Annotated in this window: 15 protein-coding genes and 1 riboswitch; of the genes, 6 read left to right on the forward strand and 9 right to left on the reverse strand. The window is 69.0% G+C overall.

Going from position 1 to position 12,981, the window contains the following annotated elements:
- Window positions 1-378: 378 nt before the first annotated feature.
- A complete protein-coding gene (locus RN743_RS08195; RefSeq protein WP_310778703.1) occupies window positions 379-2,379 on the forward strand; it encodes an acyl-CoA dehydrogenase family protein in 2,001 nt (666 codons plus the stop codon).
- On the opposite strand, the gene thiC is transcribed toward RN743_RS08195, so the two are convergent.
- The 6 genes from thiC to RN743_RS08225 all read right to left on the reverse strand — a co-directional run bounded on the left by thiC (window position 2,376) and on the right by RN743_RS08225 (window position 7,697).
- Window positions 2,376-4,121, reverse strand: a complete 1,746-nt coding sequence (thiC, locus tag RN743_RS08200) for a phosphomethylpyrimidine synthase ThiC (protein WP_310778707.1) — start codon at window positions 4,119-4,121, stop codon at window positions 2,376-2,378. The genes RN743_RS08195 and thiC overlap by 4 nt on opposite strands.
- A 72-nt stretch (window positions 4,122-4,193) precedes the next feature.
- A riboswitch (TPP riboswitch) is annotated at window positions 4,194-4,292 on the reverse strand.
- A 13-nt stretch (window positions 4,293-4,305) separates the two neighbouring features.
- On the reverse strand, window positions 4,306-5,388 hold the full coding sequence (leuB, locus tag RN743_RS08205) for a 3-isopropylmalate dehydrogenase (RefSeq protein ID WP_310778710.1): 1,083 nt from the start codon (window positions 5,386-5,388) through the stop codon (window positions 4,306-4,308).
- 7 nt (window positions 5,389-5,395) lie between these two features.
- Window positions 5,396-5,821 (reverse strand): putative toxin-antitoxin system toxin component, PIN family, encoded by a 426-nt coding sequence (locus RN743_RS08210; RefSeq protein ID WP_310778713.1) that lies wholly within the window; start codon window positions 5,819-5,821, stop codon window positions 5,396-5,398.
- A gap of 19 nt (window positions 5,822-5,840) precedes the next feature.
- On the reverse strand, window positions 5,841-6,080 hold the full coding sequence (locus RN743_RS08215) for a hypothetical protein (protein WP_310778716.1): 240 nt from the start codon (window positions 6,078-6,080) through the stop codon (window positions 5,841-5,843).
- 109 nt (window positions 6,081-6,189) lie between these two features.
- A complete protein-coding gene (locus RN743_RS08220; RefSeq protein WP_310778718.1) occupies window positions 6,190-6,978 on the reverse strand; it encodes a rhomboid family intramembrane serine protease in 789 nt (262 codons plus the stop codon).
- Complete coding sequence (locus RN743_RS08225; protein WP_310778721.1) at window positions 6,975-7,697, reverse strand: DUF72 domain-containing protein; 723 nt, start codon at window positions 7,695-7,697, stop codon at window positions 6,975-6,977. Before RN743_RS08225 ends, RN743_RS08220 begins: the two co-directional genes overlap by 4 nt.
- Window positions 7,698-7,859: 162 nt before the next feature.
- On the opposite strand from RN743_RS08225, the gene RN743_RS08230 reads away from it, so the two are divergent.
- Window positions 7,860-8,984, forward strand: a complete 1,125-nt coding sequence (locus tag RN743_RS08230; protein WP_310778722.1) for a hypothetical protein — start codon at window positions 7,860-7,862, stop codon at window positions 8,982-8,984.
- The gene (locus RN743_RS08235; RefSeq protein WP_310778725.1) at window positions 8,984-9,289 is read left to right on the forward strand and encodes a ubiquitin-like small modifier protein 1; all 306 of its coding nucleotides are present in this window, start codon (window positions 8,984-8,986) and stop codon (window positions 9,287-9,289) included. Before RN743_RS08230 ends, RN743_RS08235 begins: the two co-directional genes overlap by 1 nt.
- Before the next feature lie 23 nt (window positions 9,290-9,312).
- Here RN743_RS08235 and RN743_RS08240 read toward each other — a convergent pair whose 3' ends face one another.
- Entirely contained in the window at window positions 9,313-9,558 is a 246-nt protein-coding gene (locus RN743_RS08240) for a type II toxin-antitoxin system prevent-host-death family antitoxin (protein WP_310778728.1), read from the reverse strand.
- Window positions 9,559-9,735: 177 nt separating this feature from the next.
- Between RN743_RS08240 and RN743_RS08245 the strand changes: the two genes are divergently transcribed.
- From RN743_RS08245 to RN743_RS08250, 3 genes are all read left to right on the forward strand, one after another.
- On the forward strand, window positions 9,736-9,939 hold the full coding sequence (locus RN743_RS08245; protein WP_310778731.1) for a type II toxin-antitoxin system HicB family antitoxin: 204 nt from the start codon (window positions 9,736-9,738) through the stop codon (window positions 9,937-9,939).
- Window positions 9,936-10,142 (forward strand): type II toxin-antitoxin system HicA family toxin, encoded by a 207-nt coding sequence (locus RN743_RS16020; protein WP_343219007.1) that lies wholly within the window; start codon window positions 9,936-9,938, stop codon window positions 10,140-10,142. Before RN743_RS08245 ends, RN743_RS16020 begins: the two co-directional genes overlap by 4 nt.
- Window positions 10,143-10,207: 65 nt before the next feature.
- A complete protein-coding gene (locus tag RN743_RS08250; RefSeq protein ID WP_310778733.1) occupies window positions 10,208-11,098 on the forward strand; it encodes a hypothetical protein in 891 nt (296 codons plus the stop codon).
- A 33-nt stretch (window positions 11,099-11,131) separates the two neighbouring features.
- On the opposite strand, the gene RN743_RS08255 is transcribed toward RN743_RS08250, so the two are convergent.
- Together RN743_RS08255 and RN743_RS08260 are read right to left on the reverse strand one after the other, a co-directional pair.
- Complete coding sequence (locus tag RN743_RS08255) at window positions 11,132-12,136, reverse strand: NAD(P)H-quinone oxidoreductase (RefSeq protein WP_310778736.1); 1,005 nt, start codon at window positions 12,134-12,136, stop codon at window positions 11,132-11,134.
- On the reverse strand, window positions 12,133-12,981 hold an 849-nt coding region (locus tag RN743_RS08260), incomplete at its 5' end, for a sugar phosphate nucleotidyltransferase (RefSeq protein ID WP_310778739.1). The genes RN743_RS08255 and RN743_RS08260, both read right to left, overlap by 4 nt.

Raw genomic sequence — 12,981 nt, forward strand, 5'->3', positions numbered from 1 at the left:
CGGGGGCGATCGACCGCGCGAAGTACGCGGAGAAGATGAACGTCACGACGATCGTCCCGAAGGCCGAGTGGGCGAAGTCGTACATCGCCCAGGAGACGATCTCCCGGCGCGCGACGGGCGGAGGTTGTGGGGTCGAGTTCACTCGCGGCGGCCTTTCGAAGCAGGCGGAGGTCCGTTGCGGACGCTCAAGGGTACGACGAGGGGTCCGCGCGACGCGACCCGCCCGGCCGCGCCCTACCGCCTCTCCGGGCAGCGGGAACGCGACGCTGCCGGTTTGTCGCGAACGCGTGGCGCGGGGTAGGTTTGCGGGAGAGTCGCCGTCGAAGCGGCCGTTCGCGGCGACGTTTCCAACTGAGGCACACGAGACGGAAGATCCACATGTCTGAACATACCGCCGCGAACGCGGGATCCCACGTCAGCGAGGCCGAGGCCCGGAAGGTCGCCGAGGCCGCCCGCGAGACGGACTGGACGGGGCGAACGTTCGTCCGGAACCTTTTCCTCGGGAAGCTCCGGCTCGACGCGATCCACCCCTATCCGGACCCCGACGACTTCATCTCCGACCGCGCGCGCGAGTGGACCGAGGACCTGCGGGTCTTCCTGCGCGACGAGGTGGACTCGGACGGCATCGACCGGGACGGCAAGATCCCGCCCGAAGTGGTGAGGGCGCTCGCGGAGCGCGGCGCCTTCGGCATCAAGGTGCCGGAGAAGTACGGCGGCCTCGGGTTCAACCAGACCGAGTACGCGAACGCGATGCGCGTGGTGGGTTCGGTGGACGGCAACGTCGTCGCCCTCCTCTCCGCGCACCAGTCGATCGGCGTGGGGCAGCCGCTCAAGATGTTCGGCACCGAGGCGCAGAAGGAGGCGTACTTCCCCCGGCTCGCGAAGGGGGCGGTCAGCGCCTTCGCGCTCACCGAGAACGACGTGGGTTCGGACCCCGCCCGCCTCACGACGTCCGCCGAGCGCACGGAGGACGGGTCCGCCTTCATCCTGAACGGCGAGAAGCTGTGGTGCACGAACGGCACCCTGGCCGAACTCTACGTGGTGATGGCGCGCCACCCGGACACGGGCCGCATCTCCGCCTTCATCGTCGAGCGCGACTGGCCGGGCGTCGAAGTCGTGCGGCGCTGTCACTTCATGGGACTCAAGGCGCTGGAGAACGGGATCATCCGCTTCACCGACGTCCGCGTGCCGGCCGAGAACCTGCTCTGGAAGGAAGGGAGCGGACTCAAGCTCGCGCTCATCACGCTGAACACGGGACGCCTGACGATTCCGGCCTCGTCGGTGGGCGGGGCGCAGGCCGCGCTCGAGGCGTGCCGGCGCTGGTGCGCCGAGCGCATCCAGTGGGGCGTGCCGGTCGGCAAGCACGAGACGATCGCGCACTACCTGACGTCGATCGCGACCCGCACCTACGCCATGTCCGCGATCGCCGATCTCACGCAGTCGATGGCGGACCGGGGCGGTTACGACATCCGGCTCGAAGCCGCGATGGCGAAGCTCTGGAACACGGAAACGGGCTGGCAGCTCGTCGATGACGCCCTGCAGGTGAGGGGCGGGCGCGGCTACGAGACGGCCGACTCGCTCACGGCGCGCGGAGAGGAGCCCGTCGCCGTCGAGCGCTGGCTGCGGGACTTCCGCATCAACCGGATCTTCGAGGGATCGAGCGAGATCCTGCGCCTGTTCATGGCCCGCGAGGCCGTCGACCGGCACCTCCAGATCGCGGGCGACCTCGTCGACCCGCGGCTCGGCCTCGGCGCCAAGCTCAGGGCCCTGCCGAAGGCCGCCTGGTTCTACGCCACCTGGTATCCGACGACGTGGATCGGCTGGAGCCTGCCGCCGCGCTTCGCGAGCCACGGGCGGCTGGCAAAGCACCTGCGCTACGTCGAGCGCAACAGCCGCAAGCTGGCGCGCACGATCTTCCACCTGATGCTGCGGCACGGGCCGAAGCTCGAGCGGCGCCAGGGTCTGCTCTTCCGCGTCATCGACATCGGCGCGGAGCTGTTCGCGATCGCGGCCGCCGTCACGAGGGCCGACATGCTGCGCCGCCGCGATGGTGACGAAGCCCGCGACGCGGCCCGGGAGGCGGAGCGTCTCGCCGATTCGTTCGCGGCCGGGTCACGCCGGCGCATCGGCGAACTCTTCCGCCATATCCGCTCGAACCACGACACGGCGGACTACCGAATCGCCCAGGACATCATGGCGGGCAACTTCGAGTGGATGGAGCGCGACATCGTCGGCCTCCAGAAGGCCGCGCTCGAAGCCTGGCAGGGCGAGGTGCCCGCCGCACGGTCCGATCATGGCTCCGACGCGTCCCCGTCCGAGCCCTTCGCGGAGCCCCGAGCGGATGTCCGCTCGCGGGGCGCGACGGCGGAGGTCGTCTAGCGAGTCGCCATTCGGTATTCGCGGGCCTTCACGCTCAACCCGCGCTCGAGCGCTTCGGCGTCGTCGAGCCCCTGCTCGCGCGCGTAGCGGCGCACGTCCTCGCTGATCTTCATCGCGCAGAACTTCGGGCCGCACATCGAGCAGAAGTGGGCGATCTTCGCGCCCTCTGCCGGGAGCGTCTCGTCGTGGAAGGCGCGCGCGGTCATCGGGTCGAGCGAGAGGTTGAACTGGTCCTCCCACCGGAACTCGAAGCGCGCCTTCGAGATCGCGTCGTCCCACGCCTGCGCGCCCGGGTGACCGCGCGCGAGGTCCGCCGCGTGCGCCGCGATCCGGTACGCGATGACGCCGGCCTTCACGTCGTCGCGGTCGGGGAGCCCGAGGTGCTCCTTGGGCGTCACGTAGCACAGCATCGCCGTGCCGTGCCATCCGATCGTCGCCGCGCCGATCGCGCTCGTGATGTGATCGTAGCCCGGCGCGATATCCGTCGTCAGCGGCCCCAGCGTGTAGAAGGGCGCCTCGTCGCACCACTCGAGCTGCCGCTCCATGTTCTCGCGGATCAGGTGCATGGGGACGTGCCCCGGGCCCTCGTTCATGACCTGCACGTCGTATTCCCACGCGATCCGCGTGAGTTCGCCCTGCGTGCGCAACTCGGCGAACTGCGCCTCGTCGTTCGCGTCCGCGATCGACCCCGGCCGCAGCCCGTCTCCCAGCGACAGTGACACATCGTATTCGCCCACGATCTGGCACAACTCGCGGAAGTGGGTATGGAGGAAGTTCTCCCGGTGGTGGGCCATGCACCACTTGGCGATGATCGACCCGCCGCGGCTCACGATCCCCGTCACGCGCTCCGCCGTGAGCGGCACGTAGCGGAGCAGCAGGGCGGCGTGCACGGTGAAGTAGTCCACCCCCTGCTCGCACTGCTCGATGATCGTGTCCCGGTAGATGTCCCACGTGAGTTCCTCGGGGACGCCGCCCACCTTCTCCAGCGCCTGGTAGATGGGCACGGTGCCGATGGGAACGGGGGAGTTGCGCAGGATCCACTCCCGCGTGGCGTGGATGTTCCGGCCCGTGGAGAGGTCCATCACCGTGTCGGCGCCCCACAGCGTGGCCCAGCGGAGCTTCTCAACCTCCTCATCGATGGACGAGATGACGGCCGAGTTCCCGATGTTGGCGTTGATCTTCACCCTGAAGCCGCGCCCGATGATCATCGGCTCAAGTTCGGGGTGGTTGATGTTGGCGGGGATGATGGCGCGCCCGCGCGCCACCTCGTCGCGCACGAAGGACGGATCCATGCCTTCCCGCACGGCGATGAACGCCATCTCCGGCGTGATCTCGCCCCGGCGCGCGTAGTGCATCTGCGTGACGGGGCCGTACCCGCGCCGCGTCTCGCGGACGAGAGTCAAGGGCAGATCGATCGCGTCATCCCGCGGCCCGCGCACGACCGTGGCGGAGCGCCCGGTCGAACGCACATCGCGGGCACGGACCCAGGCGTCGCGCAGCAGCGGCAGGCCTTCGCGCACGTCGCACCCACCCGGACCGCTGGTATCGTAGACGCGCAGCGGCGGCTCGCCGCCGGAGAGGGCGATCTCCCGCATGGGGATGCGAAGGCCGCCGGGGCCATCCACGAAGACCCGCGTGGAGTTGGGGAAGGCGCCGTCGTACGGACCCCGCGGGCTGGGGTCGAGGACGGGGTCCGGCGCGAGGGCAGGGTCCGGCGCGAGGGAAGGGTCGGGCTCGATCATGACGGGTGTCGTTCTCCCCGGCACACCCGCGTCGTCGCCGGATGGGGGACGGTCGACACCGGGCGGGAGGTTACCCCGCGCGGGCCGCGCTCCCTACGCCGGTATGAGCCGGATCAGGTTCATGGGGTACGCTCTCAATCCCGCGCAAGCGGGATGCCCCCGGCGACCGCCGTGAAGATAGGGGTCACCCGCCCGCCGCGCCCGTCGCGCGCAGCGCTCCGATGATCGCCTCCCCCATCCGCGCCGTCGACACCGCTGCCCGGCCACCATCGGCGTGGAGGTCGGCCGTGCCGTGTCCGTCTTCGAGCACCCGGTTCACCGCGGCCCGCACGGCGCCCGCCTCCTCCGGCAGCGCGAACGCGAGTTCGAGCATCATGGCGACGGAGAGGATCGCGCCGATGGGGTTGGCGATCCCCCGCCCCGCGATGTCCGGCGCCGCGCCGTGGACCGGCTCGTAGATGCCGACATCGCCGCCCACGCTCGCCGACGGCAGCATGCCCAGACTCCCGACGAGCACGGCCGCCTCGTCGCTCAGGATGTCGCCGAACATGTTGCTCGTCAGCAGGACGTCGAACTGGCGCGGGTTGTGGATCAACTGCATCGCGCAATTGTCCACGAGCATGCTGGAAAACTCGACATCCGGATAGTCGCGGGAGACTTCCCCGGCGATCCGGCGCCAGAAGAGCGACGACTCCAGGACGTTCGCCTTGTCTATCGACGTCACCTTCCGCCGCCGCGTGCGGGCGAGTTCGAACGCCGACGCGGAGATCCGCCGAATCTCCTCCTCCGCATAGATCTCGGTGTCGAAGGCGACGCCGTCCGCAATCCCGCGGGGATGTCCGTAGTAGATGCCGCCGAGCAGTTCGCGGACGACGACGAGGTCCACGCCGCGTACGCGCTCCGGGCGGAGCGGAGACCGGCCCACGAGCGCCTCGGGCACGGAGACGGGGCGGATATTCGCATGGTTTCCAAGCAACCGCCGCAGATCGAGCAGCCCCCGGGAGGCGTCGACCTCCGTCCCCTCCACCGAGCGCACGCCGAGGCCGACCGCTCCGACGAGCACGGCGTCGACCTCGACGGCCAGCGCCCGCGCTTCCTCCGGCAGCGGATCCCCGAACCGCTCGAGCGCGCCGTCACCGATCGGGGCTTCGCTGATGTCGAACCGGTGGCCGTAGACCTCCCCGACGGCCTCCAGCACGCGCCGCGCCTCGAGCAGCACCTCCGGGCCGATCCCGTCGCCGGGCAGAAGCAGAACGCGCCCGTCCATGGGGCTTCTACGTCCGCTCCCCTCTTGCGAGGTCTCGGGGAGTCAGCACCGGAGTGCCTGGGGGAGGGTTGTCGACGAGAAGGCGGTCACCGGTGACGAGCCGGCTGCCGGAGTGGCTGGCCAGCAAGGCCCAGAGGTGGTCGTCGCCGGCGTCCGGCGCCGCGCCGCCGGCTGCGGGTTCGCACCATATCGCGTTTGCGGTCAGTTCGGTGAGGAGTTGGTCGATGTCCCGGTCGTTCAGGCCGTGCCGCCTTACGAGCGCGGGACGGCGCAACACGGCCGCGTACTCCGCGATCAGATCCTCGGACATGAGATAGAGGAGACCTCCATCGAGCATGGCGTCCAGGATTATTGCGGTGGGACTCGTCGCATCCGACGTGATCAGCGCGGAAACGACCACGTTGGTGTCCACCACGAATACGGCCGGGGTCACGGCTCGGATCCGACGTCCGCTACCGCCCCTCGCGATGCAGCGCTGTTTCGCGGACCGCCAGGGCCATTGCGTCGTCCGCCGTCAGTTCAGTGCGTCCGCGGGCCCTGGCCACGATCTCCCTCGCCGTGCTGATCGGCCGAACGCCTCTCAACTCCAGACTCTCCTCGATGATCGCACCCATCGAGCGACCCTGCCGGGCCGAAGCCTCCTTCAGGGCGCGATGCGTGCGGGCGCTCAGGCTGATGGTGAGACGGGGCATGTCGTGTCCTGCCGGTGGCGGGTTCTCAGGGGACCGCTGGATGTCACCATAGCACCAACTCACCACCGGCGGCAAGGAAGCGCCGAGGGAATCGCGCCGGGCCGCTCCGCTAGCCGAAGCCTCCGCCGAATCTCTCCACGAAGGTGCGTTCGCGGTCGGTGAGGGCGGACCAGCCCGCAGCCTTGAGCTTGCCGGCGATGCGCTCGTACTCGGCCCGGTTCACGGGATGCAGGGCGCTCGGCTCGATGCGGCCCCACTTCACGTTCAACTCCCGCTCTCCCATGCGGACGCCGGGGCTCTCGGCCTTTTTGCGAAACTGCGCCGCGGCGGAGCGCGTGGCCCGCAACCTCAGGTAGAGCCAGCCGCCGAGGAACCCGCCCAGGTGCGCGAAGTGCGCCACGCTCCCGCCGACGCCCCCCAGGCCCAGCCACAGGGAAAGGACCGTGAACCCGATGACGAGGAAGCGGACCTGCACGGGGATGACGAACCAGATCATCACCCGGTCGCGCGGCCAGTAGCGCGCGTAGCCGAAGAGCACGCCGTACACCGCCGCCGAAGCCCCGACCATCGGGACGTAGAGCCCTCCCTGCGACATGGTGAGGACGGTCCAGAGCATGTGGACGAGGGCTCCCACCAGCCCGGCCAGCAGGTACAGCCTGAGGAAACTCTTCGCTCCGAGCAGCGCCTCGAGCTTCGGCCCGAAGAAGAAGAGCGCGAGCATGTTGAAGAAGATGTGGGACGTGCCGCCGTGCAGGAACTGATAGGTGAGGAGCGTCCACGGCCGGGTCAGCACCTGGGCCGGGACGAGCCACAACTCCGACATCAGGGCGGGGTTCGTGCGCGTGAACACGTAGGCGACGACGTTGATGAGGAGCAGTTGACCGACGACGCGGGTCATGCGGGCGCTCTCTCCGTCATCTCCGTCATCATCTCCGTGAACTGCCCGGCGAGCGCGGGACCGACGCCGGCGTCCTCGTGCTTGAAGAAGGCGTAGACCCGGCCCCAGCCCGAGGCGCGCAGCCGCTCGGCCCAGGCCTCCAGCTCCTCCGTGGAATACGCGCTCCGCCGCAGCCGGAGGTAGCTCCAGTCCGCCGTCTCGACGAACGGCGCATCGTCTCCATCGTCCGTCTCGGCGAGGCAGAGGGCGGAGTTCCGGGCCCGGAGGATGTCGAACACCGCCTCGTCGAACCACGAAGCGTGCCGGAACTCGAAGGCCGAAGTGCCGGGGTTCGGAAGCTGGTCCACGAAGCGCGCGAGCCGTTCATCGTCCCGCTTGAAGTTGGGCGGAAGCTGGTACAGGATGACGCCCGCGCGATCCGCCATCACCGACGCCGTCTGCACGAGATACTCCGTCTCCTCCTCCGCGTTCTGCAACCGCTTGAAGTGCGTGATGCGGCGCGACGCCTTGAGCGCGAAGCGGAATCCGTCGGGCACGGCCCCGGCCCAGTTCTCAAGCACGCTCTCGCGCGGCATGCGGTAGAAGGTGTTGTTGATCTCGACGGCCCGAAGCCGGCGGCCGTAGAAGGACAACATCTCCCTGTTGGGGAGATCCTCCGGATAGAAGCTGCCTTTCCACGCGGGATAGCTGTAGCCGCTCGTGCCGATCCAGACCTGCATGGGCCGGATGATACGGCCCCGTGGTCGGCCGGCCAACGCACCCCGCCGGCGGGCCAGCGCTCCACGGAAGCGCCCGCGTGGTACATTGGCCGCCGGCAACTTCGGCTGCGAAGCGACGTACTACGGTTGCGAAGCGACTTGCGAGGAACGAGGGGACGGATCGTGGCGAGCGGAAACGGGACGAACGGGGGCGGCACGCTCCTGCTGGGCACGACGAAGGGCGCCTTCCTGGCGCGGCCGCGCGACGGCGGCGGAGCGGGCGACGGGGGCTGGGAGCTGGACGGCCCCCACTTCCCGGGAGAAGAAATCTACGCGATGGCGTACGACGGCCGGGCCGGCCGGTCGCGCCTGTGGGCGGCGCCGCACAGTCCCTTCTGGGGTACGACGCTGCGTTTCTCGGACGACTTCGGGGCGAGCTGGTCGGGGAAGGCCGAGCGTTCGGTCAGATTCCCCGAGGACTCCGGGCTTTCCCTCAAACGCATCTGGCAGATTCAGCCGGGGTCGCCCCGCGAACCGGATGTGATCCGGCTGGGCGTGGAGCCCGCCTGCCTGTTCATCTCGCACGATGCGGGGGAGAAGTGGGAGGCGGTGGACGGACTCCTGAACCACCCGCACCGCGAGCGGTGGGAGCCGGGAGGCGGCGGGCTCTGCCTGCACACCATCGTCACGGACGGCGAGCCGGGCGGGCGCTCGGCGATCGCCATTTCGGCGGCGGGGACGTACCGCAGCGACGACGGCGGGGCGAGCTGGGCCGCGCGCAACAACGGCGTGCGCGCGGAGTTCCTGCCGGACAAGCACCCGGAGTTCGGCCAGTGCGTGCACAAGATCGTGAACCACCCGTCGGACCCGGGCCGGCTCTTCCTGCAGAACCACTGGGGACTGTACCGGAGCGACGACTGGGGCGACTCGTGGACGGACATCGCCAACGGCGTGCCGTCGGACTTCGGCTTCGCGATGGCGATGCACCCGGGCGATGCCGACACCGTCTACATTGTCCCGCTCGAATCGGACGGCTTTCGCTGTACGCCCGAGGCGAAGCTGCGCGTCTACCGCACCCGGAACGGCGGCGCGAGCTGGGAGGCGCTCACCGAAGGGCTTCCGCAGCGGGACGCGTACGAGACGGTGCTGCGCGACGCGCTGGACACGCTCGCCCCCGGGCAGGTGTTCTTCGGCACCCGCAGCGGCAAGGTGTACGCCTCCCGCGACGACGGGACGACGTGGGGGCTCGTGTGCGAGGGACTCCCGCCCGTGGTCTGCGTGAAGGCGTGCGCCCCGCGGGCCAGCTGATGTCCGCAGGGACGCCGGCCGCCGGCCTCGTGCGCGTGACGCTGCCCGCCGCGCTGATCGAGTTCACGGGCGGGCACTCCACGGTCGACGTCCCCGGCGCGCCCGCCCCGGTCCGGGACATCCTGGCCGGCCTCGGCGCCGCCCATCCCGGCGTCCGCGACCGCCTGATCACGGAGCGGGGCCGCCTGCGGCCGCACGTGAACATCTTCGTGGACGGCGAGAACATCCGCTTCCTGAGCGGCCTGGACACCCCCGTCACGAACGGTGCCGAAGTCGTCGTCCTCCCCGCCATAAGCGGCGGCTGACCCAGCGTCCGCCGCCTCCGGGGTTACGGATCGGCGTCGAACAGGGATTCGATCTCCGTCGACCCCATTCGATCGAAGTCCGGCGGAACCGCGATTTCGCCAGCCATGAATCCGGTCCGGCGAGCTCCTGCGAGTTCCGGCGTATTGATCGACACCACCTCGACCAACGGCCTGCCGTCCCGCGTGATGACGAACGGATCGCCGTCCACCGCCTCCTGCACGAGACGGGACAGGTGCCTCCGGGCTTCATGGATTTCGAACGTGCGCATCGAGCCCCTCCGAGCTTGCCTGACACCGAATCATACAGGGGCGTGCGGACCGAACCAAACGGCATCCTCAGGTTGAGCGCCAACCTCCTGAAGGACTTAGTTTCGAGCAAACGGAGGGGAGCCCCCTCGAATCCGACCATGGCCGCGCTCGACACTCGTGGATGAGGTGCAGGTCCTATGAAACTCAAGATCGTCGTTCATCAGGCAGAGGAAGGCGGCTACTGGGCGGAAGTACCGGCCATCGCCGGATGCGTATCCCAGGGCGAGTCGTTCGACGAGCTGGTGCGAAACGTTCGCGAGGCGATTGAGGGTTGCCTGTCCGTGGACCTGCTCGACATCCCCGTCTCGGATACGGACAGGGTTGTCGAGATTGCCGTGTGAAGACCCTCAGCGGTAAGGACTTTTGCAGACTGCTCGAGGCTCGCGGATGGCAGCTGAGGCGGGTCAGGGGCAGTCATCACATCTACACGAAGGAGGGCGTCGCCGCCCGAATCTCAGTTCCCGTCTACGGCAACCACGACCTTAAGCGAGGGTTGCAAAAGCACTTGATGAAGATTGCCGAAATCGATGAGTCGGAGCGATAGGTAAGGCTCGCGGACGAGGAGCGCGACGCGCCATTGGAGCAACAGGAGACAAAGAGCGTTTGGTGATGAGAAACAGGCAGCACAAGGCAGAGAGCCCATCCGATCTCGACCCGACGCTCACGCGTCGGTCCCTCACTTTCTCACAAGCGGAGGGACTGGAGGATCTCCCACAGCCTTTGTCACTCCATGAAGTGTCGCGGCAGGCGCGGAACCTGATCTGGGATGTTTTCTGGAATATTACAATGCATCATGCGAGCGGATATAGCGTCGGGCATCCATGGAACGCTGTGCTCCATGATACACACGTCAGATTTTTTTTGCGGCCCACCGATGAGTTTTCCTATTCCTTAGAAGATACTCGCAACATATATAAGCAGTTTATTTTCGGAGCACCGTACAATAGGCTGTTCGATCTTCTGCTGCACCTGATGCGACAGGGCGACTGTCCTCTTGAGTTCATTGAAAGAACAAGTGGCGCTTTTGTCGAATCACGTCTTGCGTACACCATCGATACGAATGGACCGCCGACCATCCTGCCTACGGCAACGCCCGAGGAAGGGGAGGCGCTGCAGACCGCGCTGGCTCAGCTGTCCGAAGCAGGGTTCTCTGGTGCACGCGAACATCTGCGCAAGGCAGGCGAGCTGATCAACGGAGGGGACTGGCGGGGGAGCATACGGGAGAGCATTCATGCAGTAGAATCGGTCGCGCGGCGACTGGACCCCGGCGGGGCGAAGACACTCGGTCCGGCCATCGATCGTCTCAAGCGCGAGCACGGGATTCACCCGGCGCTTGTGGAGGCGTGTAAGAAGCTCTACGGATACACTTCAGACGAGGATGGAATACGGCATGCGGCGCTGGAGGACGATGCCCCGGTTGACCAAGCTGAGGCGGTTTTCTTGCTTGGCGCATGCGCGTCGTTCGTGTCTTACCTCGTTCAAAAGCAGCCTTCCAAGTAGTGCCTCCACTGTGGAAAAACCTTCGCCGCGTCATCACGCCGTGTCGAGGAGGACTTTGCCGAAGGATTGGTTGGACTCGACGTAGCGGTGGGCTTCGGCAGCTTCGGCGAGGGGGAAGACGCGGTCGACGACCGGGCGCAGGTGGGAGGGGTCGGCCTCCGGGGCCGTGAAGCCGGGGAGGAAGCGGGTCGCGAACATCTCGGTGAGGTGCGCCTTCTCGGCCTTCGAGCGGGCGCGGAGGACGGTGCCGACCACGGTCGCGCGCTTTCCCATGAGGGTGCGCAGGTTGGCCTCGACCTTCATGCCGCCCATGACGCCGACGATGACGAGGCGGCCGAGGGTGGCGAGGCTGGCAATGTTCGCCTCCCAGTACGGGGCGCCGACGGTGTCGAGGATGACGTCGGCGCCGGCCCGGTCGGTATGGTGCGCGACGGCGTCGGCGAAGGAGCCGGCCCGGCGGTCGACGGCGAGGTCGCACGGCAGTCCGGCTTCGCGGATGCGGTCGAGCTTGGCCGCCGACGCCGTGGCGATGATCGCGCCCGCCCCGCTCGCGCGGGCCAGTTGCAGGGCGGCGGTTCCCACGCCGCCGCCGGCCGTGTGCACGAGCACGGTGTCGCCGGGGCGCAGACGGCCGCGCTCGATGAGGGCGTCCGCCGCGGTGAGGAAGACCTCCGGGATCGCCCCGGCTTCGGTCCAGCTCAGCTTCGGCGGGACGGGCAGGAGCTGCCCGGCCGGCACCGCCACGCTCTCGGCGTAGCCGCCGCCGCCCAGAATGCCCATCGCGCGGTCGCCCACCGACCAGCCCGTGACGCCGGCCCCGACCGCCTCGATCTCGCCGGCGAACTCGAGTCCCGGGATGTCCGGCGGGGCGTCCGCGGGGGCCGGATAGCGGCCCATCCGCTGCAGGAGATCGGCCCGGTTGATCCCCGCGCACCGCACGCGCACGAGCACCTCGCCGGCCCCGGCGGCCGGGTCGTCCCTCTCGACGAGTTCGAGCACCTCCGGGCCGCCGGGCTCCCGGATGCGGATCGCCTTCATGCGCCGCGCCGCTCCGACGAGGGGGCAGCGTCCCCCGCGGGGACCGCCCCGAAGGCGCGCCGCGCGGCGTCCAGGCGCTCGGGCGTCCCGATGTCGTACCACGCGGCGCCCGTCGCGTCGAACACGCCGACGTGCTCCCCGTCCCCGATCCAGTCCATGTACGAATCCATGATCGAAAAGACGCCTCCTTCCGCGTAGCGTTCGAACACGCGCGGCGAGAGCGCGTGGATGCCGCAGAAGCCGCACTCCCGGGCCTCGTCCGCGCTCGCCGGGTCCCGCGCCACGACTTCCCACCCTTCGTCCCGGTTCGCGCGCCCGTACACGCCGCGACCATCAACCAGCAGCGGCCTCGACGTCTCCCGCTCCGCGATCGCGAGCGTGGCCAGCCGTTCGTCCCGCGCCTCCCCTTCCAGGTGCGCGCGGTACAGCGCCGCGAGGTCGACCTCGGTCACGACGTCGCAGTTGTGGAGCAGGAAGGGTTCCCGCGCCTCGAACAACGACCGCGCGTGGAAGAGCCCGCCGCTCGTGTCGAGGGGAGCCGGCGACTCCTCGTCTTCGCGCGACACGAACACCGGGACCCCCAGCGGCGACGCTTCGGCCCACGCCGCCACCTGCCCGGCAAGGTAGTGCGCGTTCACGATCAGGCGGTGTGCGCCCGCCGCGACGAGCTTCCGGGCGACGCGCTCCAGCAGCGGGATGCCGCCGAAGTCGACGAGCGCCTTGGGCGTCGCGTCGGTCAGCGGCCGCAGGCGGCGTCCCCGGCCGGCGGCGAAGATCATCGCCTCCAAGCGTCCGCCCCCGCCCTCCGGCTCAAGCAGCCCGTGGCCACGGCTCAGACCCGGGCG

The sequence above is a fragment of the Candidatus Palauibacter scopulicola genome (genome assembly GCF_947581915.1).
Lineage (GTDB): Bacteria > Gemmatimonadota > Gemmatimonadetes > Palauibacterales > Palauibacteraceae > Palauibacter > Palauibacter scopulicola.

Coding starts and splice junctions, on each gene's coding strand:
- RN743_RS08220 (WP_310778718.1), bottom strand. CDS start 6,978: ATGACCCGCGTCGTCGGTCAACTGCTCCTCATCAACGTCGTCGCCTAC.
- RN743_RS08240 (WP_310778728.1), bottom strand. CDS start 9,558: ATGCGCACGTTCGAAATCCATGAAGCCCGGAGGCACCTGTCCCGTCTC.
- thiC (WP_310778707.1), bottom strand. CDS start 4,121: ATGATCGAGCCCGACCCTTCCCTCGCGCCGGACCCTGCCCTCGCGCCG.
- leuB (WP_310778710.1), bottom strand. CDS start 5,388: ATGGACGGGCGCGTTCTGCTTCTGCCCGGCGACGGGATCGGCCCGGAG.
- RN743_RS08235 (WP_310778725.1), top strand. CDS start 8,984: ATGTCCGCAGGGACGCCGGCCGCCGGCCTCGTGCGCGTGACGCTGCCC.
- RN743_RS08245 (WP_310778731.1), top strand. CDS start 9,736: ATGAAACTCAAGATCGTCGTTCATCAGGCAGAGGAAGGCGGCTACTGG.
- RN743_RS08195 (WP_310778703.1), top strand. CDS start 379: ATGTCTGAACATACCGCCGCGAACGCGGGATCCCACGTCAGCGAGGCC.
- RN743_RS08225 (WP_310778721.1), bottom strand. CDS start 7,697: ATGCAGGTCTGGATCGGCACGAGCGGCTACAGCTATCCCGCGTGGAAA.
- RN743_RS08215 (WP_310778716.1), bottom strand. CDS start 6,080: ATGCCCCGTCTCACCATCAGCCTGAGCGCCCGCACGCATCGCGCCCTG.
- RN743_RS08250 (WP_310778733.1), top strand. CDS start 10,208: ATGAGAAACAGGCAGCACAAGGCAGAGAGCCCATCCGATCTCGACCCG.
- RN743_RS08255 (WP_310778736.1), bottom strand. CDS start 12,136: ATGAAGGCGATCCGCATCCGGGAGCCCGGCGGCCCGGAGGTGCTCGAA.